This window comes from Glaciecola sp. 33A (assembly GCF_002836745.1).
In the GTDB taxonomy this organism is placed as follows: Bacteria; Pseudomonadota; Gammaproteobacteria; order Enterobacterales; family Alteromonadaceae; genus Glaciecola.
This window is the reverse complement of record NZ_PJAR01000024.1, coordinates 393,992-413,557: the sequence shown is the minus strand read 5'-3', so window position 1 is coordinate 413,557 and position 19,566 is coordinate 393,992. Positions and strand designations below refer to the sequence as shown.

Below are 19,566 nucleotides of genomic sequence, written 5' to 3'. Positions count from 1 at the left end.
TTGCAGTGTATTTTTCTGCGAGTGTCAGCAGTGTTAACTACCGTCCGGTAATAATTTTTCTTAGATCATCGACATGAAAACAGAGTCGGGCCTGCCGGTTTAAGCAAAATATGGTGGTGTGAGACCATATAATAAATAAGGTTTAGTTACCTCAAAACCCAATTAACACTTCAAGTTTTTGAGGTGTGAAATACGCATATTATTCATGTATATCAATACTATAAATGAATACATTCTTTTGATTTACGTGTTATTGCATTCGAAGTCAAAATGTACCATAATTATATTTGTTTCAATATACTTAATATCATGGTGCGAAAACTGCTGAAGAAGTCAAGTGCTAGCTTAATGACTGGCAGCCTGATTTTGCTCAATCTGAGTTAATTGGTTTGCATCAGAATATAAATAGTTGAACTCATTCTTGCAACTAAGTTATAGAAGAGAAAAACATGAAATACGAATTTAGTGGCTTTAAAATGTCATCAAAAAAATCAATGCCAAAAGAAGATGACGTTGGCAGCCATGTTGTGGTTTGTAATGAAGCAAACACCCGTATTGTGGATCCGAAAATGGTGACATTGTGAACGGCTTTAACCCTCGTTTTACAGACTTACCGGACTACATCCTCAAGTGCACTGCTCAGATCTGGGAAGGTCGTGATATCGCCGCGCTTGACTGGCATTATGGTGAAAATCTTATTGTAAGAACTCCAGCAGGGATAAACCACGGCAATGCTGCCGGAAAAGCAAATACGATGGCAGCGCTCAGTGAGTTTCCAGATCGTCAATTACTCGGTGAAGATGTGATTTGGTGTGGTGATGACCAGTCAGGTTTTTTATCGTCTCATCGGATAGTCTCAACCGCAACACACAGCGGCGGTTCTTTTGGCCCGGCGACCGGACGTCCTGTTACTTTTCGTACCATTGCCGACACATTACCTTGCGGTGTTGAGGCACATGGTACCTCTGCAGCTAAAGAATTTTATATTGGTTTACGCAGCGCACTGCCCTCCGCGACCTTCAAAATTGAGCACCAAATTGGTCGTCATGACCAAATGCTAAGTCCGCGCAGCGCAATCCGTTGGTCTTTGACAGGCAAGCATGAAGGTTATGGCCGTTACGGAACGCCCACTGGCGCAGAAGTCCATGTTATGGGAGTTAGCCATGCCGAGTTTGGGCCATGGGGTCTGCGTCGAGAAACAACCCTGATTGATGATATCGCAATCTGGAAACAAATCTTGCTGCAAACAAGAGAACAGGAATGAACGAGCCACTTCTTCTTTTGCCCGGAATGATGTGTGACGCGCGATTATTTGCTTCGCAAGTAAGTGAATTTTCTGCAGATTATCCTGTGATAGTCCCAGTGCTAACTGGGCAATCGACATTTGCAGAACTGTGCAAAGATATTCTCGCTCATGCGCCGCCCCGATTTGCGCTTGCTGGCCTATCGATGGGTGGTATTATCGCGATGGAAATTGTCCGTCAGGCACCCGAACGTGTTTCGCGCTTAGCTTTAATGGACACCAACCCCTTGGCTGAGCCAGCGATCCGCGCAATGGAACGCGACGCGCAGATAGAGCGTGTTCGCAATGGCGGCTTGAGCTCAGTAATGCGCGACGAAATGTTACCAAACTACTTAGCCGATGGCTCGAAAAATGACGACTTGCTCACTTTATGTATGGAAATGGCCGAAGCATTGGGCGCGGATGTTTTCACGCAACAATCTAGAGCCCTGCAGCAACGACGGGATCAGTGCGATACTTTAAGAAGAATTGATATGCCAACGCTAATTCTTTGTGGGGAATATGATGCTCTTTGCCCACTCGAAAGGCACGTGATGATGTGTGACCTCATTTCAGGGGCGCGCCTTGCAGTTATTCCTGGAGCTGGCCATCTGCCAGTGTTGGAACGATCCGAGCTAACCAATAAAGAAATCAAATTATGGCTGAACACTTAGTACCTGATGATTTATTCACTCTGTTGTGTGAGGTTGACACGCCAACTGTCTGCAACGCCATCGAGTAGCGCATGGACAACGATCTGATCGCAGGCGCGGGTCTTGATGTTTACTTGGACGGACCTAACCAATTGCGTATTTTGGATAATGTCACGCTTTTGCCGCATATTGGTTCTGCGACAGAAGAAGTTCGTATTGCTATGGGCATGGCTGCCCCCATAAAAAGCCTTAAACACTTTTTTGATTCTCTCTCCAATTTGTAAATTGCTCACCAATCATCAGCATGCAAGGGGTTAAGAATAAAGTTAACAATGTAGCGAAGGTCAAGCCACCTGCAATAGTGCTCGATAATTGTGTCCACCATTGAGAAGAAGGCGCACCTATTGATATATTACGTCCCAAAATATCGATGGTTAGTCCAAATACCATGGGCATGAGTCCCAAGACAGTTGTTACTGAAGTGAGTAATACCGGTCGCATTCTTTGTGCGCAAGTTCGCAGGATAGCGTCCTTCGCGCCCAGTCCTTTGCTTTTTAAATCATTGAAGGTGTCAATCAGAACAATATTGTTATTCACCACAATGCCAGCAAGCGCAATTACGCCGATGCCGCTCATTACTACGCCAAATGCTTGTCCTGTTAGCAGCAGACCAATAAATACGCCTGTGGTGGAGAAAACAATCGCACTTAATACAATAAAGGATTGATAAAAGCTGTTAAATTGCGTGAGCAAAATCAGTAACATCATAAATATTGCAATGATAAAGGCTGTGCCTAAAAAAGACATGGTTTCTTGGAGATCTTCGTCTTGGCCCTTAAAACGCAGGATAACGCCTTGGGGGAGTGGATTAGCGGCAAGTGCATTTTTCATTAAGGTGACTTGTTGATCAGCCAATACACCCTCTTCAATAGCCGCTTTTATACTCATTACTCTGCGCCCATCAGTGCGATTGACTCTGCCAGTTTTTTGCGCTGGTTCAAAGGTAACGAAATTGCGTATAGGCACATTGCCTGCGCTTGTGGGTATGCGTAATTCGTTAAGTTGTTGCAAGTTGCGTTCGCTTTGGGGAAACCTAAGCCTAATTTCAAGTTCCTCTTCAGCGTCGTCAGGGCGGTATTCTGCTAACAGAACACCATTTGTAATCATGGTCACTACATTACCTAGCAAAGTAACATCGGCGTCAAATTGCGCGGCTTTTTCGCGATCTACTATTAGCTTCCATTCAATGCTTGGTAGCGAGCGGCTATCTTCAACATCGACAAAGTTACCCACCTCTTGCATTAATTGAAGAATGTGTTCAACACCTTGGTTTAATTTGTCGTTTTGAATAGCACTAATTTCAATGTCGAAAGGTTTCCCGCCCGCCGGTCCCGATTCTTGTTCGCGTATTTGTACCTTAATACCCGGAATATTGCCGGCTTCGCTGCGTAGCCGTTTTATAATGTCGACCGCTGGTGGGCGCTTTTGCCAGTTGGTGAGCTCTAATTGGATCACCCCAATAACGTCTGCAGGCATATTGCCTTCGATTTGTGCACCGCCCCCCATAGTGCGTGTATACACTGACTTAATTCCGTTTTTGGTGAGTAAATCTTGTTCAACTTGTGCGACTAAAAGATCGCGCTCAGTAATCGATAAGTCACCACGGGCTTGCACTTGAACTTGAATAAACTCAGGCTCAATAGTGGGGAAAAACTCGACGCCTTTGCCTAAAGTGAAATACGCTACGTAAGCCAGTATCAACGCCAATACTACGCCTGCAAGAATACGCTTCGGATGATCTATAATGGGTTCGAGACTGCGTAAGTAAGTACCCACTCCTCCTTTTATTGATTTCAGGTCACCGTCTTCACTGGCTTGTAAATTGCCGTCTGTGTCTTCAGCTTGTTTGTGTTTTGCGACTTTATCACTAGTAATAATCCCGCCTAGTACCGGAATAAAAATGAGTGCCATAAACAGTGATGCGCCCAAGGTAATAATAACGGTCATGGGTAAGAGTTTCATAAACTCCCCTGTTATACCTGGCCAAAATAGTAAGGGGAAAAAGACCACCAAGGTAGTGGCGGTAGAAGCAATAATTGGCCAACTCATGCGTTTAGAAGCCGCAGCGAAGGCTTGCTTTGGGGTAGCGCCTTCAGACATTTTTCGGTCGGCAAGTTCTATCGTGACTATAGCGCCATCGACTAGCATTCCGACCACTAAAATGAGGCTAAATAACACAACGATGTTAAGTGTCATACCAAGGGCGCTTATAATTAACATCCCGGCTAAAAATGAACCAGGAATAGACAAGCCAACTAATATTGAAGGGCGAACGCCAAGTACCGCGACAATCACAATCATGACCAAAATAATGGCCGTGATTACATTGTTCTCTAAGTTGCCGAGCATGGTTTTTATTTGCTCTGATTTATCCTGTAAGTAATCCACTTTAATGCTGTCGGGCCAAAACAATTTGTTTTGTTCAACGATGTTTCTTACTTCAGCGATGGTCTCAATAATATTAGCGCCTGTGCGTTTTGATACTTCAAGCGCTAGGGCAGTTTCGCCTTGAATACGGGCAAATGAGCTGGGGTCTTTAAAGGTACGACGAATGGTCGCTACATCTTCAAAGGTCACGATAGTATTACCCACGCGTTTAATTGGTAAGCTTTGTAAATCACGTAAGCCTTCGATAACGCCTGGTACTTTAAACACCATGCGTCCTGCACTTTGCTCAAGCGCACCGGCCGCAACCAATCGGTTGTTCTGCGTCACAAAGTTAAATACATCGTTTAACGATAAGTTGTAAGTTTCAAGCTTATTAGGCTCAATAATCACTTCTAGAAGCTCTTCGCGTTCGCCACCAATGTCGACTTCTAGTACGCCCGACAGTCCTTCTATTTGGTCTTGTAGACTGCGAGCAATAACCAGCAAGGTTCTTTCAGGCAATTCACCAGAGAGAACTACCGTTAACACCGGAAATAAAGCAACATTGACTTCGGTCACTCGCGGTTCGTCTGTACCTTGTGGGAGTTCAGCTCGCGCTAGGTCGACTTTTTCACGCACATCTTGTAAGGCAAAGTCCGGATTAAAACCCGCATCAAATTCAAGTGTTACTGAAGCAAAGCCTTCAGCGCCGACGCCACGCATCTCTTTGAGTCCTTCCAAAGACTGCAGTTCCTTTTCTAAAGGTTTTAGCAATAAACGTTCGGCATCTTCGGGCGCTATCCCCTCATAATTAACCGACACGTAAATAGTCGGAATAGGGATATCGGGTTCGGACTCTTTGGGGATACTAAAATAAGCACTTGTCCCCATAATCAAAATCATAATGAACGAGAGCGCAACGGTGCGTGAACGACTAAAAGCGCCGTCAATAAGACTATTCATACTATTTCGCCTGCGTAGTTATAGGCTTAACTTTATTGCCTGCTTTAACAAAGCCTTGTCCAGTAATGATAACCTTTGCGCTGTCAGGTAATCCTGTTACCCAAGTACCGTTGCTATCGGATTGAACTAAATCGATCGGATAGAATTCAACAATATCTTGCTCATTTACCGTTTTAACGCCAATTTCCCCTGAGTCACTCAAACTGAATAGTGCCGGTGACAAATAATACGCTTTTACCTCTTTTGTGGGTATTTGTGCTTGTGCACTGATGCCTGAGCGTAAGCTGCCGTTGACGTTGTCTATTTCAATTTCAACATCAAATGTACGTGTGCTGCTATTGGCACGTGGCGAAATATATCGAATACGGCCTTGGCGAGACAGACCATTGGCAAAATTGACTTGTGCAGTCATATTTTTTTCTACATTTGCTATGTCCTGCTGCGCAATCGCAACTAAAACGACAATAGGGTGGTTTTCGACCACGATCGCTATAGGTGTGTTGATCTCTATATAGTCTCCTACCTCTACCAAACGTTTTTCCAATATACCGCTTAAAGGTGACACGATTGTTGTGTTTTTTATATCTCGCTGAATATTTGCCACATTCGTTTCTGATGCTTTTAAGTTGGCAAATGCGGTTTCTACTTCACCCTCTGATTGAAACTTCTTGTCTTCGAGCTTCTTCACTCTTTCGTAGGTTTTTTGATTGAGTTTTAGTAAGGCTTTTTGTTGCTCTAGCACCAACATTCTGTCCTGCATATCAATGATGATAATTACATCGTTAGTGCTCACTGCTAGACCTTCTAGGGCTTTGACAGAAACCACATTGCCCAGGGTTTGAGATCTGATTGTTACCACTCTGTTAGGCTCAGCTTGACCTTGCGCAGTCACCAATATCGACTTGTCTTGCGCGGTTAATTGTTCAACTTCAACACTAAATAGATCCGTTGACTGAGCAGTGTTAAGCAAATCACGATTTGATTGTGTATCGCTTTCTGTGAATAAGCCGCTCAGCATCCATGTGCACAAGATCGCAATAAATGCTAAGGCAATAATATAGGGGTTCTTCATTATTAAGGGATTCCGAAAATTAGAAAGTTCGCTTTATGCTTAGCAAATTACTTGTTGGTGATAGCTAAAGAAGCCTGATAAAAATCTTTGTAAAATTGTTCAAGCTCTTGCAAGCGTTTTTGTGCACCACTCCATTGTTCAGGTAGTTGCTCTCTTGCTTCTTCTACTACTTCTTGAGCGTATAGCATGCGGGTTTGTATTCCTCGCATTAGGCTGACGTAAGGGTTTTTGCGTAAGCGAAAATAGTTTTGTCTTTCACCCGGTTTGGTGGTGCGCTCTATTATGGCGAGGGTCTCTAGTAAGCGCGTATTGGTGCTTACACTAGCGCGGCTAACTTGCAGTTTTTCGCTCAGTTGAGAAAAGCTAAAAGGCGCATCAAACAAGACTAATACACCGAGTATCCTGCCGGATATGCGAGGCATGCCCTCAGCTTGACTAATTAGCCCAAGTCGTTCGATAAATTCTTCAATGGCTTGTTCAGTTTTTTCTAATTTCAATTTATTTTACTCGTGCTTACAATCAATGTTTATGTTGTTCAGTTCAAACTGAATGATATAAACATTAACGACTAATTGCAATTGATAGTGTGTCAAATGCACTTCTCGATTACCGATTGATAAGTGTAGTGTCTCTTAACAGACTGGCGTCCAGATTGTGTGAAATAAGATTAACTTGCCGCGCTATATCCCGTTTCATAATCACACTAAAGGGGATGCTCAATATTTAACTAATTGTTAATTCGACCGCAAATGCTTCAGTATTTCGCAATCTTTAATACGCTCATTTTTACAACAATTCGCCAGTGTTTTTAAGTTTTGCTCTAGCTGGTGCAATTCATATTGGGCAATGCGTATTTTCTCAAGTTGTTGAAAAATTATTGCATCAACTTGCTTGCACGGACCGTTACCACTGCGCTGCACCACAACTAGTCGCTTTATATCAGCCAATGGGATACGTAACTCTTTACAACGACGAATGAATTTTAACAATGAGACATCTTCTTCATCATAATACCTGTAATCGTTATCACCACGTTTCGCCTTTGGCAATAGACCAATGTCTTCGTAGTAGCGAATGGTTTTAGCGCTTACCCCAGTAAAACTGGCTAATTTTTTTATTTGCATTTTTTCTTGACATTCCTGTTACTGGAAGCTTTATTCTACATCCAATTAATATCAAAGTAACCAGAACCCATGTTGGAATAAATAAGAAACCGACTACTATGCACTCGCGTATATTGTAGTTTGGCGATAGAGTTTTTTATAAATAAACCAAAAAAATAGCGCTTACAAAAAAGCAATTACCCATTACGACCTCTCTAGCATTAAGGAATATGATCACCATGAGCGCTTTTCACTTCTGCAAACAATTTGTTTTATTCATTGTTGCCGTCAATATTTTCACTTTTAAATTGCAAGCCCATCAGAGCGAAACCGAGACAAACGCTAACTCATCTTCACCAGAGAAATTGACGATAAGCGACAGGTCTTTTGGTGAACACGAGCATAAACATCTGAATAGTGATACCAAACCTCAGGATGAACATATGCATCACGATGACAATCATGAGGAGGTTGAATCTATTCTCGTTACATCCACTCGTTCGGGTCGGTCGATAAACAGTGAGCCTATTCGAGTAGAAGTTATCAACAGCGAAGAGCTTCAAGAGAAAGCCATTATGCGGCCCGGTAACATCTCCATGTTGGTAGCTGAAACAGGCGGTGTGCGAGTACAAACCACTTCTCCTGCTCTGGGCAGTGCGAACATTCGCTTACAAGGTCTTTATGGTCGCTACACTCAGTTACTTAACGATGGCTTAGCCCTTTATGGTGGTCAAGCTTCCTCCATTGGTCTACTGCAAATCCCGCCAACTGACTTGTCCCGTGTTGAGATAATCAAGGGCTCGGCCTCTTCACTATATGGCGGCTCTGCCATGGGTGGCGTGATCAATCTAATTTCGCGCCGGCCCACCCAGAAGCCCGAAGGCGAAGTACTGTTGAATGCAACTTCGCGCGATGGACAAGACATAACTACCTATTTAGCTGCGCCTATTAGTGATTCTTTTGGCGCATCGTTTACCGCTGGCGCCCATCATCAGGCGAAACAAGACCTCGACGACGATGGCTGGATCGACATGGCAGGGTATGAACGTTTCACTGCTCGGCCACGCTTGTTCTGGGATGGTGAAAACGGTGCTAGCTTATACGCAACAGCTGGCTTTATGACAGAAAAACGCGAAGGCGGCACAAGAAAGGGGCAAACTGTGCCAGACGGCAACACTTTTGTGCAAAATCAAGACAGCGAACGCTTTGATGCTGGCCTAATTGCTAATGGCCCCTTAGGAGATGTATTAAGCTGGAACGCACGGGGTTCTGTCATGGTGCAGAGTCATAACAAACAGTTTGGCGACGTATTCGACGACGACCGTCATGAGAGTTATCTCCTGGAGAGCACATTGTCAGGTTATACGCTCAGCTCAAAATGGGTGATTGGTTTAGCCATGCAGTCAGATAGTTTTGAGTCTGAAGATTTTCCTAGCTTCAATTATTCATACGAGGTGCCGGGTATATTTGCGCAAGCTGACTATGAGTTCACAGAACAAATTTCGACCTCAATCAGTGCACGCTTAGATGATCATAGCGAGTTTGGATCGCAGTTTAGTCCTCGCATATCAATGCTCTATCGCCCTGATGATTGGACTATTCGGGCATCTTATGGGCGCGGCTATTTTGCGCCGACACCCTTTGTAGAGGAGATTGAAGCAGCGGGTCTGTCGCGTCTCGAGCCGCTAAACGACATAAGAGAAGAAACCGCTATCACGTCTTCTTTGGACATTGGATACCAATACAACAAACTTGACACTAACCTTACCTTCTTTACTTCAAGCGTTGATGGCGTAACTGAGTTAGCCGCTTTGGCTTCTCTAAGCGGCGGGCCGCTCGACCGAGTTCGTTTGCTCAATGCAGCGGGCAAATCGCGTATTTATGGCGCAGAGTTACTGCTGCGCTATAAGTGGCAAGACTATAAACTCACCGCCAGTTATCTATATTTAGATGCAACTGAATTTGACCAAACCAGTGTAAGCCGTCAGCGCATTGCGCTTACTCCGCAACATTCAGCCGGCTTTGTTGCTATGAAGGAGCAGCACGGCAAATTTAGGATTGGTTTTGAAGCTTATTACACAGGTGTACAGCGTTTGGACGGTAATCCTTTCCGAGCTCAGAGTTCGCCTTATTGGCATCTCGGACTAATGGGCGAAATTACGAGCGGCAAATTCAGCTGGTTTATTAACGCCGAGAACTTGCTCAATATCCGCCAGACCAAAGAAGACTCGCTAGTGTTGCCAATCCGCGCACCCGATGGGCAGTGGACGACCGATATTTGGTCACGCAACGACGGCTTTATTGTTAATGCGGGTGTAAGAATTCGCTTTGGTACTTAATGTATTGGTCCAAATGTCTTGCGTTGACCAACTTGCCAGCCATAAACAAAAGACAAAATGATCGCTTAATGAAAGCTGCTGAATGATGGGTAATCGCTAACAATATGTCTAACTGATGTATGTGGTTTTCTTCATACTCGTTTTTGAAACGAGTTGAGTTATGTTGCACAAAGGAGCACAGCAGGTAGAATTTATGCGTTGTATGTGAGAACAGATATTATTAACATTAGTGATTGAAGATTTACTGTTATTTCAAAAAGGACGTTCCATGGCTAGCCGAATTTTACTCTCAAACTCTAACGACCCTCATTTTAACCTTGCGGTGGAGGATTGCATTTTTCGATCTATGGCGTCTGACCAGCGAGTGCTGTTTTTATGGCGTAATCAAAATACAGTGGTGATTGGTCGGTCACAAAACCCTTGGAAGGAATGCAACATTAACACGATGGAGCAAGATCATATTCATCTTGCTCGTCGCCAAAGTGGTGGTGGTGCGGTTTTTCATGATTTAGGTAATACCAACTTTACTTTTATGGCGGGAAAGCCAGAATACAGTAAAACAGTGTCAACAGACATTGTGTTACAAGGTCTGAAGAAGCTAGGTATTGAAGGCTATGCGAATGGCCGTAATGACCTCGTTGTGGGCGAAGGTGAGAACATGCGTAAGTTCTCAGGTTCTGCCTATAAAGAGACCAAGGATCGCGGTTTTCACCATGGCACCTTGTTATTGCATGCAGATTTAAGTCGCCTAGCCAATTATCTAAATCCAGATCAGAAAAAGCTTCAATCTAAAGGCATCACATCGGTACGTTCGCGGGTCACTAATCTAAATAGTGTGTACCCAGAGATTAATCATAAACTGGTGTGTGACGCGATTATTACATCTTTTTGTGACTACTTTGGCGAGACGTCGGGCATAGAAATAATTTCTCCTGACGCATTACCAGATCTACCGGGATTTGTTGAAAAATTCGCTCAGCAACAAAGTTGGGACTGGAACTATGGTAAGTCGCCTCAATTTACCCACACCCTAGACGAACGCTTTCAATGGGGAGGTGTGGAACTGCATTTGGATTTACAAAACGCCCACATTATCGCAGCGCAAACCTTTACTGACAGCTTGTTTCCAGACCCAATTGAACAGCTTGCGGAGCAACTGGTTGGCGTTGCCTATCGGCCTGATGCCGTCGCAGAGTCCGTAGATTCACTCATTGCAGCATTTCCCGACCACCAGGCTGAGTTACAGGAACTTAAAGACTGGTTAGTCGTGGCGGTTTCCTAAACCATGAAATAAGCTCTAACTGCATAATTTACACATACTACTGGGTTAATTGCTTATTCTGTCCGTCTAATGGCTAGGTTTCTGGTGCTCACAAGATGTTAGTTGGTTATACTAGTGCCAATAAGATAGAAGTTCTGAATGTGAAATACTTCCCTATTTTGATCTTGCTTTCCCTAAAGCATTATAGGGTGTCGACAATCACATTTTGTGACCCTCGTAAAACATACTCAAGTGCAGCGCAATGGGAAGGAAAAGCCAAAAACTTAGGCTAATTATTTATTGATAGCTTTATTAAGTTTACTGATAATGATGCAAAAGAAAATCGCTCAGCCAATTAACAATATATTAAAATTCATATTCTAGCGACATTCTGAAACTGTGATCTTTGCCGCTATTTGAAAGCTCAGTGATAAAGCCTGCTTCCCACTTTATTTGTACTTGTCCTTTAAATCGGTGGACACCCATAATGGCCGGACCCATACCAAAATAATCTTCCCCCACGTATAGTTCCAACGCGGGTTGTATTTCTGCCATAAATCTATATCGGTATTTTGCTCTAAATTCGGTTTCAAATTCGGCGGCTATATTTGCGCCTTTTTCATAGATAAGAAATAAATTGAGGGTAAGGCTCGTTTTATCGAATTCTTTTTCAGTAATGATACCTATACTGGTTTCATAGCTGTTCGCCAGTGTGTTTCGCTCTACTTCAAATACAGCGCCCCAATCCGCCCAATACTGACCTTGCTCTGTAATCATCCACCTAGCTTCAATTTCAAATGCGCTCACGCCAAAGTTGTGGTCAAGGTCACGTTCACCAATAATATAAGCTTCTATGGCTACATTCTCAGTAATTGAGTAGCCTGCGCCTATTCGTTGCGCCAAACGGTTAAACTCATCGGTTTGACTAGAAAGTAATCGCCATTCAACCGCACGCTCATTGGCAATTACGTATGGGTGATAGACTTTGTCTACCACTATGCCGTCTGCCATCGCAGGCGCTGAACACAAGCTCAGAAACATCAAAGAAGCGAGAATGTTGTTAACCTTAATTTTCATCGATAATCCTCCAATAGTGCTTGCTTGTTGTACATTGATAAGCTAAACATGAGTGTAAAACTGGTCCCAATTAAAAGACTGTAAAAGACACTTGGTGTAACATCAAAACCTGTTAACGCCTTTACGATAAAACCGTACTCAGAATTTTCATTAATCCATCCGCTAAGATCGACTAAACGTTCCGTCCCAAAAGCAATAATATCAATTTGATGTAAGAAGTTGGTGACCAAGCTAAGCTGGTTAGCCACAAATAAACTCCATAAAAATAAGACCACAAAATTATATTTTGACAGCCACAATTCTTGAATGAAAAAACTAAAAAGAAAATAGAAGCTGACACATATTCCTATTCCTATTGCACAGCCAATAAGGAGTTCAAAAATTAAAACGGTGTTAGCAAAATAGATTGTAAAATAGAGTAAAAACGAATTTAAATGAACAATAAGCAGCAATAGCGAAGCTATTGAGAGTAAATAATATTTAGCGAAGTTCATGCCTTTGGTATGCGTCAGCAAAAAGCAGATAAAGGCAAATGAAACGAATACTATTTTTAACCACTCAATACCAGTGCCTTCAAGCAAATCACTAATACTTTCATAGAAGAAAAGTATTAAAACACTTAACAATAAAGACAAGGTGATCATAGATGTTCGCCGGCTAGTTTGCCGATAAAAATGCTTATGAATGACCGATAGATAGGCAAACATGATAAACATTGGCAAAAGATCTCGCAAAAAAAGCACAACAGTATTAGTTAGCATTTTTGCTTTCCTCTGTTATCGCAACTATTTTACCTTTGGCTAAATTTGGATGAAACTCACCAAAATAGATATATTCACCAGGCGCTAAAGGGCCTATGTAAATAGTGGCTGATTTATGCGGAAAGAGTACTTTTTCTCTATTCAAATCAAAACTGTCGAATTCTTCTGGTTCGGCATCTAAGTTGGTAATGTTTACTTTTATTTTCTTATGCGCAGGCACCACCAGAACTTGGGGTGCAAAGGTGTTATTTTTGAGCTCAATTACATATTTCTTTTCTTCAGCGTAGCTAAAAAGACTAGTGATTAATAAAAAGGCACAAACACTAACTCGCATTAGTGTTTCCTTTTGGTATTTCAACTTTTACCAAAAGCCCACCTAATGGAGCGTTTTGGAAACTTAGTGTTCCTTGATGCAAGTTAATAATATGCTTAGATATTGCCAAGCCAAGACCAGAGCCTTTGATGTTGGTTTGATTCGAGGCTCTAAAAAAGCGGCTGGTCAATTTCTGCATATCTTGACTAGACAAACCTTGACCCGAATCTTGAACATTAACTTCTATGTGCGAGGGATGTTCGAACACGTCTATTCTGATGTGACTTTCTTTTCCGCCATACTTAATAGCATTTCTTATCAAATTTTCAAACAAAACATAAAGTGCAAATTCAGAAGCAAATACTTTCACTTCCCTGGTATTAAGTTCTATCGTTTGTTTTTCTTTTTCAATACTCAAATAATTATTAGAAATGACTTCTTGTAAGATTTTTTCTATATCTACAATGCTCTTTTTTGCGTCTATGCTGTCTGACGTAAATCTAAATAAACCAATGATTTGTTCAATGACTTGCGCCATTCTTTCTACATTTTGGCTAAGATCTTCAAAATGTGTCTGAGTTAATGTGTTTTGCTTAAAGTCTTCGAGTAAGTTATTGGCGGCAATTGCCAATACACTTATAGGGGTGCGAAGCTCGTGCGCCGCATTTGCCGATAGCTGTTTTTCTAACTCAAAGGAAGAAGCTAGCCGATTAAACAGTTCATTTAGACGGTTAACGACAGGAACAAGTTCTTTACTAGGTGCCTCGATAAACACCCCAGTCAAATCTTCGCTATGTTTGTTAGTTAGTTCGGAAGATAGGTAGCGCAGAGGACTCAAGCTTTTACGAATAATATAGAATACAAGTAGACCAATTAAGGGAATTGAGAAGACAACGGGTACTAAGGTTGCTAATAGAATTCGTTCGGTAACATTTCGCCTGTAGCTATCAGATTGCGCCACTATTACAGAAACACGTTGGTTTGCTAACTTATATGTCCGCCATCTAAGACCTGCAAAGGCTTCCTCGGAAAAACCATTTTTCTCTGACATAGCTTCTGAAGGGGCGTCCTTTGAACTTGCCAATAGCTCGCCGCTATTACTAAACACTTGATATATTTTCTTATTGCTTAACGCCTGCTTAGGGTCATTCAACTTTTTGCTAGCCGCTTGAACCTTGTCTTTATATTGACTATTTAGAATAAAGCTTGCCAATGTTTGAAGCTCATCATCCAAAATTGTATTAAGCTGTTCTTGGGTGTTGCGATAACCGTGCATTGCCGCAATAAAAGTAGCTATTGTCACTAATGATATGATTAGTTTTATAAGCTGCGACTGAATAGACAATTACTTAGCTCTCACCACGTAGCCAACGCCACGAATTGTCTTAATAAAATCCTGAGGAAGTTTTTTACGCAAATTACTAACGTGCACTTCAATCGTATTGCTACTAACTTCATCTCCCCATTCATAAAGTTTTGTTTCAAGAGATGCTTTAGATTGAATGCGATCGAGGTTTTCCATCAGTATCCGCATAATCATAAATTCTCTTCGCGACAAATTTATACGCTCTTCATTAAGGGTGAAAGCATTGGTACTAACATCAAGCACGACCCCTTTTGCCGCAATAGTTGAACTTGTGTTAGTCCCTTTCTTTCGCTCAATGACCCTAATTCTAGCAAGTAACTCTTCAATGGAAAAAGGCTTGGCCAAGTAATCATCAGCGCCTAAATCTAAGCCTTTGACTTTATGTTCTACGCCGTCTCTTGCCGTTAAAATGAGTACGCTTACATTCACCGCATTTTGCTTTAATTGTTTAAGTACATCTAAGCCGTCCATATCGGGTAAGCCTAAATCTAGAATCACTAAATCTGATGTCTTACCGTCTGCAGATAGCAATGCATGTTTGCCGTTGTCGACATGATCAACTGCATAACCTTGGTGATGCAGTGAGGCCTTTAACTCTCGCGCTAATGGCAAGTCATCTTCAACCAGCAATATTCTCATTAACTATTTTTATCCATGCGTTTCTTAACTTGCGCTAAAAGGCTTTCAATTTCTGTTCGGCGCCCTGAGTCAGCTAAAGGGCGATCAACTCGCTGAGGCGCATTTAACGCTGTTTCTAGGTATTTCATAGCGCCTTTGTACTCTTTATTATCATATAAATATTCGCCATAAAAGTAATTTGGGTCTATTCCGTCAGGATTAAGCTTAAGCGCTTTTTCTAATAATAATTTGGCTTCGTCATCGTCGCCAAAACCAAGAGGCCATCCAGGTACTTTATGATATAGCGTGCCAAGACTAGTATAGGCCGAACCCTGCAGTGCTGCATCATCTAATGCTAATGCTTTTTGTAGAGACTTACGCGCTTTCTTAGCTAATGATAATGCGCCTAATCCGCCTTTAGCGCCTGCAAAACTTGATTGTATTATCCCTTTCCAGACCCAAAACTCTGCTTGCTCTGGATGCAAATTAATTTGCTCATCGATACTGACTAGAAGCGCTTCAAATTGCTCTTCTTGTTCATCGTCTTGAAGTTGATAGTTGGTTTTTGCCCATGTTTTTTGAATCATTAATAACTCACTTGATGATTCGGCTGCACTTAAAGTGAATGCAAAAACGCTGGTTACCATTAATAGGATTAATCGTTTCATTTTATGTCTCCTGTGACTATATTTGCAAATTGTTTAATTTTTTTAATTTTTTGTTTGAATGCCTTATCTACCAATTCAGGCAGCACACCATTAATGCGGGCAAATAATTTTTCAGGCCAACCAACAATTTTTCTTCGTTTGTTACTGTTAAGTAACTGCATAAATTGTGAGGCCACAAATTCGGCGGAATCAACCTTGCTGTTGAGCGCTTTGTTCATATCGGTTACTTGCTGCGAATTAATGCTTGTATTGGTAGTGCGGGGCCCAAAGTAGACAACCCGTATATGACTGTCTGCGTATTCTCTAGATAAAGCTTCACTTAGCCCCTTAAGGCCAAACTTACTAGCACAATATAGGCTGAAACCAGGAAAGCCTATGCTACCCAGTGCTGAGCCCACGTTTACTATGGTGCCTTGAAAATTAGGTTTAGTTCTGGAGATAAAGGCTTTTGTCAGCAATATAGGGGCAATGAGGTTAATCTGCATTATGTGAGTAGTTTGCTTTTCGTCAATATCGCTGCTGGTGAAATTTGCAAAGTGAGAAACGCCTGCATTATTGACCAACAGCGATACAGTGCCAATCTTAAAAGCATCATCTATTAGTTTTTCACACATTAAGGGCTTGCTTATGTCTGCAGAGATACTATGGTGTGAACCGCAAAGCTCTTGCAGCAATTTATTAAGCTTAGTCTGTGAACGGCCATGCAAAATTAGGCTGTAGCCTTGCCCTGCTAACTTATGTGCAATTGCGCTACCAATCCCTCCTGTAGCTCCTGTGATTAGTGCTAATGTAGTCATCACTAGTCCCTTAAGCCGCTTCTTTGAGAGTAAGATCTTTACCTAAGTTTCTAAAAATATCAGCATATAAACGGTAAAACTTTTTAGCGCTATTTACGATAATGTCTTGAGTGTCTTTGTCTTCAATTTTATTCATAAGCTGTTCGAAAAACTTCACATGTTCAATGTCAATCGAGCCGTGCGAACGTAAATAGCTAAAAGCTGATGCAGGCAATCCAAGCGCGCTTTGAATAGCAGAAGCAGCGTTGTCTGCAACCGCTATACTGGTGCCTTCAAGCACGTGTACCATGCCAAAAAAACCAAGCGGATTGGTTCTATTAATATAATCGTATGCGTACGCCACCATTAATTCGGTTTCAAATGCGGGCTGACTGTGCCTCGCTTGTTCTTTGTCGCCTCCAGCGGCAGCAATATCATTTAAGATCCATTCTTGATGCCCAATTTCTTCTTCAATGTATTTGGCAACGGCTTCCCGAAGCCATTCTTGGCTATCTGTTAATCGTGTTCCTACTGCCATTAATAATGGCACAGTATGCTTTACATGATGAAATGCCTGACTTAAAAAGCCAATATAATCACCATTGGTAATGTCACCTGTGAAACACTTTTTAATGATTGGAGATGACATTAAGTAGTCTTTCTCTGCGGCAGTTTCATTAATTAAACGGTCATATAACTTCATTTTACTACTCCTAAACAGCGGCTAATGTGTGCTGTGAATATTGTTGATTAATTTGCGTCTCGTAAGCGCAGGAAATCGCGCCTCGTTTCAACTTTCCGTTTTCGGTTAGAAGCTGGTTTTGTTGGGTGAAAGGTGTATTTACTATTATGAAATCGACGATTTTTGCGTAGTCTGGTAAATGCTCATTTATTGCGCTAATGGCCTTGCCCATTTTTTTACGACTAATTTCTTCAGACATTGGCACTAGTAAAGCGCATAAATGAGGCTTGGCGTCACCCACCACTATATTCTGTTTACATAATCCAGTAGCCGCTATTTTGGATTCAATCCACTCGGGTGAAATATTACGACCGTAGCTGTTAATAATTAGATGCTTAATGCGACCTTGAATAAACAAATAATGGTTTGTTATATCGACTAAGTCACCTGTGTTGACGGTGGTTGGATACCATGTTTTAGGCTCACCCAAATAGCCCAAAAAACAATTTCCAGACACGACTAGCTCACCATTAAGCTGGGTCAGTTGAATATGCTTTAGCGCTTGCCCTGCAGAATCTCTTGGTTCGTCAGTGTTTGTGCATATGCTTACTACAGATCCACACTCAGACAAGCCATAACCTTGAAACACAGGAAGTCCTAGTTCCCTTGCTTTAACAATCATAGCAGCGTCAACTTTTGCGCCACCTACGGCAATAAATGTAAGAGAAGGGGGCGGTTGCCATCCATGACTGCAACCTACAATTAGCGCTTGTAGTAGTTCCGGTACTAATATCATCGTATTGGGACGATGAGCAGAAATACAGTTGAGTAACTTTTTCAGGTCTATCAGTCGGTTACCCCTTAATCCTTTTTCATCATCGCTAACAATAGTCACTTGGCCTTGTGCTAAAAGAGGCGCGTAAATACCGGCAATATTTTCAAGTAAGGTTGCTAAGGGCAGTAGTACTAAATGTTTAGGATGATCAACGCCAATTGCGCTAACTAAAGAACTTGCTACGATCAATTGATTTTCGCTACTTAAACAAACACCCTTTGGTGTGCCCGTTGAACCCGAGGTAAAGGTTATTTTGCTCGTATTAATAGGCATCTCACATGCTTGACTTTTACTCATAAAAAAAGCTTTTACGGATAAACCTGAAACGACTTTATAAGATGTGTTTGCATTTGGGGATGCGCCAAATACAACATCTGGTTGGACTTGATCAACGAGATGCTTTATTTGTTGTTGACTGAAAAATTGTGGAATAGGCGTACACACAGCCTTTGCATGTTGACAAGCTAAGTCTATAACGACCCATTCATAGCTGTTTTGCATATTAATACAGGCTGACTTTATATGGTGATTTTGCAGCCACAGCGCACATTCAGTGACATGCTTTATCAATTGCGAATAACTCACGCTAGTTTGATTAAATAAGACGGCTATATCAGTTGGCACAAAATGGCGAAGTTGATTAATCAGGCTCATATGTCCGCCAATTGCAGTACCAAGTTGGCTACTTGTGGCATAAGTTCACTAAACATATACGCAAGTTTAGGGGTGGCTTCAATAACTTCAAGCACATCGGAAAGTTGAATATAGGCAACCACTGGGTCGCTATCGTAATAACGCCCCCAATTATTGTTACTTGTTGATAATAAGGAAGGGTTTGCTTTTGCTAACTTACGCACCTTAATACCGGTTTTTTCGATTAAGCGAATAATGTGCTGCGTGCCTGTAAAAGCCATTACTTCGAAACCTTTCAGCTTAAGAGATGCGGCAGTTACTAGCAGTAACGGTAGCGTAAATGTTTTCGCATTACTGTATAAATGCGCAATTTCAGCAATTTGGTGGCGCTCAAAAATCTTACCAAGCTCAGCCAGTTTTGATTCAATGCCTGTGTGTAGATATTGCTCAATAAAAAGGGAAGATGTAGCGCTTCTAACGCCAAGTGCAGATTTTAAGTTGCCTTTTGAGAGCGAAATTAAATAAGGTGTATTGACGGTAATTTTAGCACCATAAAATTCACAGTAACCTTGCTTTATAAAACTCTCTATGGCATTACGATGTGGACTGCTTTTATTAGTTGCCGTTATTTGTAAATAGCACGCAGGATTTACCAAACTATTAATTAGTTTAGGTTTGACTTTCGTCTTGTGACTCACTTTATCTGTGTTAAACATATTTTCACCTGTTGCTGCATT

Annotated in this window: 20 protein-coding genes; 6 read left to right on the top strand and 14 right to left on the bottom strand. The window is 41.9% G+C overall.

What is annotated here, in order from left to right; all coding sequences use genetic code 11:
- The first annotated feature begins 449 nt into the window (after nucleotides 1-449).
- From CXF81_RS20460 to CXF81_RS02185, 4 genes are all read left to right on the top strand, one after another.
- A complete protein-coding gene (locus CXF81_RS20460; RefSeq protein ID WP_255409400.1) occupies nucleotides 450-584 on the top strand; it encodes a hypothetical protein in 135 nt (44 codons plus the stop codon).
- Nucleotides 581-1,264, top strand: a complete 684-nt coding sequence (locus tag CXF81_RS02195; RefSeq protein ID WP_101179692.1) for a polyketide cyclase — start codon at nucleotides 581-583, stop codon at nucleotides 1,262-1,264. The genes CXF81_RS20460 and CXF81_RS02195 overlap by 4 nt, the downstream gene beginning before the upstream one ends.
- Complete coding sequence (locus CXF81_RS02190; RefSeq protein ID WP_101179690.1) at nucleotides 1,261-1,956, top strand: alpha/beta fold hydrolase; 696 nt, start codon at nucleotides 1,261-1,263, stop codon at nucleotides 1,954-1,956. The genes CXF81_RS02195 and CXF81_RS02190 overlap by 4 nt, the downstream gene beginning before the upstream one ends.
- A gap of 71 nt (nucleotides 1,957-2,027) precedes the next feature.
- Complete coding sequence (locus tag CXF81_RS02185; protein ID WP_198556295.1) at nucleotides 2,028-2,219, top strand: hypothetical protein; 192 nt, start codon at nucleotides 2,028-2,030, stop codon at nucleotides 2,217-2,219.
- Here CXF81_RS02185 and CXF81_RS02180 read toward each other — a convergent pair.
- The 4 genes from CXF81_RS02180 to CXF81_RS02165 all read right to left on the bottom strand — a co-directional run bounded on the left by CXF81_RS02180 (nucleotide 2,185) and on the right by CXF81_RS02165 (nucleotide 7,521).
- The gene (locus CXF81_RS02180) at nucleotides 2,185-5,325 is read right to left on the bottom strand and encodes an efflux RND transporter permease subunit (RefSeq protein WP_101179688.1); all 3,141 of its coding nucleotides are present in this window, start codon (nucleotides 5,323-5,325) and stop codon (nucleotides 2,185-2,187) included. The two genes, CXF81_RS02185 and CXF81_RS02180, sit on opposite strands and share 35 nt — an antisense overlap.
- Before the next feature lies 1 nt (nucleotide 5,326).
- On the bottom strand, nucleotides 5,327-6,397 hold the full coding sequence (locus tag CXF81_RS02175) for an efflux RND transporter periplasmic adaptor subunit (protein WP_101179686.1): 1,071 nt from the start codon (nucleotides 6,395-6,397) through the stop codon (nucleotides 5,327-5,329).
- Nucleotides 6,398-6,444: 47 nt separating this feature from the next.
- On the bottom strand, nucleotides 6,445-6,894 hold the full coding sequence (locus tag CXF81_RS02170; protein ID WP_101179684.1) for a GbsR/MarR family transcriptional regulator: 450 nt from the start codon (nucleotides 6,892-6,894) through the stop codon (nucleotides 6,445-6,447).
- Between the two features lie 237 nt (nucleotides 6,895-7,131).
- Entirely contained in the window at nucleotides 7,132-7,521 is a 390-nt protein-coding gene (locus tag CXF81_RS02165) for a MerR family transcriptional regulator (protein ID WP_101179682.1), read from the bottom strand.
- A 218-nt stretch (nucleotides 7,522-7,739) separates the two neighbouring features.
- Between CXF81_RS02165 and CXF81_RS02160 the strand changes: the two genes are divergently transcribed.
- Entirely contained in the window at nucleotides 7,740-9,839 is a 2,100-nt protein-coding gene (locus CXF81_RS02160) for a TonB-dependent siderophore receptor (protein WP_101179680.1), read from the top strand.
- 268 nt (nucleotides 9,840-10,107) lie between these two features.
- Nucleotides 10,108-11,121: a lipoate--protein ligase gene (locus tag CXF81_RS02155; protein ID WP_101179678.1), complete on the top strand. Its 1,014-nt coding sequence runs from the start codon at nucleotides 10,108-10,110 to the stop codon at nucleotides 11,119-11,121.
- A gap of 345 nt (nucleotides 11,122-11,466) precedes the next feature.
- On the opposite strand, the gene CXF81_RS02150 is transcribed toward CXF81_RS02155, so the two are convergent.
- The 10 genes from CXF81_RS02150 to CXF81_RS02105 are packed head-to-tail and all read right to left on the bottom strand — an operon-like array spanning nucleotide 11,467 to nucleotide 19,545.
- On the bottom strand, nucleotides 11,467-12,171 hold the full coding sequence (locus CXF81_RS02150; RefSeq protein ID WP_369828619.1) for a hypothetical protein: 705 nt from the start codon (nucleotides 12,169-12,171) through the stop codon (nucleotides 11,467-11,469).
- A gap of 2 nt (nucleotides 12,172-12,173) precedes the next feature.
- The gene (locus CXF81_RS02145; RefSeq protein ID WP_101179674.1) at nucleotides 12,174-12,938 is read right to left on the bottom strand and encodes a hypothetical protein; all 765 of its coding nucleotides are present in this window, start codon (nucleotides 12,936-12,938) and stop codon (nucleotides 12,174-12,176) included.
- Nucleotides 12,928-13,272: a cupredoxin domain-containing protein gene (locus CXF81_RS02140; protein WP_101179671.1), complete on the bottom strand. Its 345-nt coding sequence runs from the start codon at nucleotides 13,270-13,272 to the stop codon at nucleotides 12,928-12,930. Before CXF81_RS02140 ends, CXF81_RS02145 begins: the two co-directional genes overlap by 11 nt.
- A complete protein-coding gene (locus CXF81_RS02135) occupies nucleotides 13,262-14,554 on the bottom strand; it encodes a sensor histidine kinase KdpD (RefSeq protein ID WP_157825478.1) in 1,293 nt (430 codons plus the stop codon). The genes CXF81_RS02140 and CXF81_RS02135 overlap by 11 nt, the downstream gene beginning before the upstream one ends.
- Before the next feature lie 42 nt (nucleotides 14,555-14,596).
- The gene (locus CXF81_RS02130) at nucleotides 14,597-15,256 is read right to left on the bottom strand and encodes a response regulator transcription factor (protein ID WP_101179667.1); all 660 of its coding nucleotides are present in this window, start codon (nucleotides 15,254-15,256) and stop codon (nucleotides 14,597-14,599) included.
- Nucleotides 15,256-15,903: a hypothetical protein gene (locus CXF81_RS02125; protein ID WP_101179665.1), complete on the bottom strand. Its 648-nt coding sequence runs from the start codon at nucleotides 15,901-15,903 to the stop codon at nucleotides 15,256-15,258. The genes CXF81_RS02130 and CXF81_RS02125 overlap by 1 nt, the downstream gene beginning before the upstream one ends.
- Nucleotides 15,900-16,700 (bottom strand): SDR family oxidoreductase, encoded by an 801-nt coding sequence (locus CXF81_RS02120; protein ID WP_232771746.1) that lies wholly within the window; start codon nucleotides 16,698-16,700, stop codon nucleotides 15,900-15,902. Before CXF81_RS02120 ends, CXF81_RS02125 begins: the two co-directional genes overlap by 4 nt.
- Nucleotides 16,701-16,710: 10 nt before the next feature.
- Nucleotides 16,711-17,382, bottom strand: a complete 672-nt coding sequence (locus CXF81_RS02115; RefSeq protein ID WP_101179661.1) for a TenA family transcriptional regulator — start codon at nucleotides 17,380-17,382, stop codon at nucleotides 16,711-16,713.
- A 10-nt stretch (nucleotides 17,383-17,392) separates the two neighbouring features.
- A complete protein-coding gene (locus CXF81_RS02110; protein WP_101179659.1) occupies nucleotides 17,393-18,850 on the bottom strand; it encodes an AMP-binding protein in 1,458 nt (485 codons plus the stop codon).
- A complete protein-coding gene (locus CXF81_RS02105) occupies nucleotides 18,847-19,545 on the bottom strand; it encodes a thermostable hemolysin (RefSeq protein ID WP_101179657.1) in 699 nt (232 codons plus the stop codon). Before CXF81_RS02105 ends, CXF81_RS02110 begins: the two co-directional genes overlap by 4 nt.
- Nucleotides 19,546-19,566 lie beyond the last annotated feature (21 nt).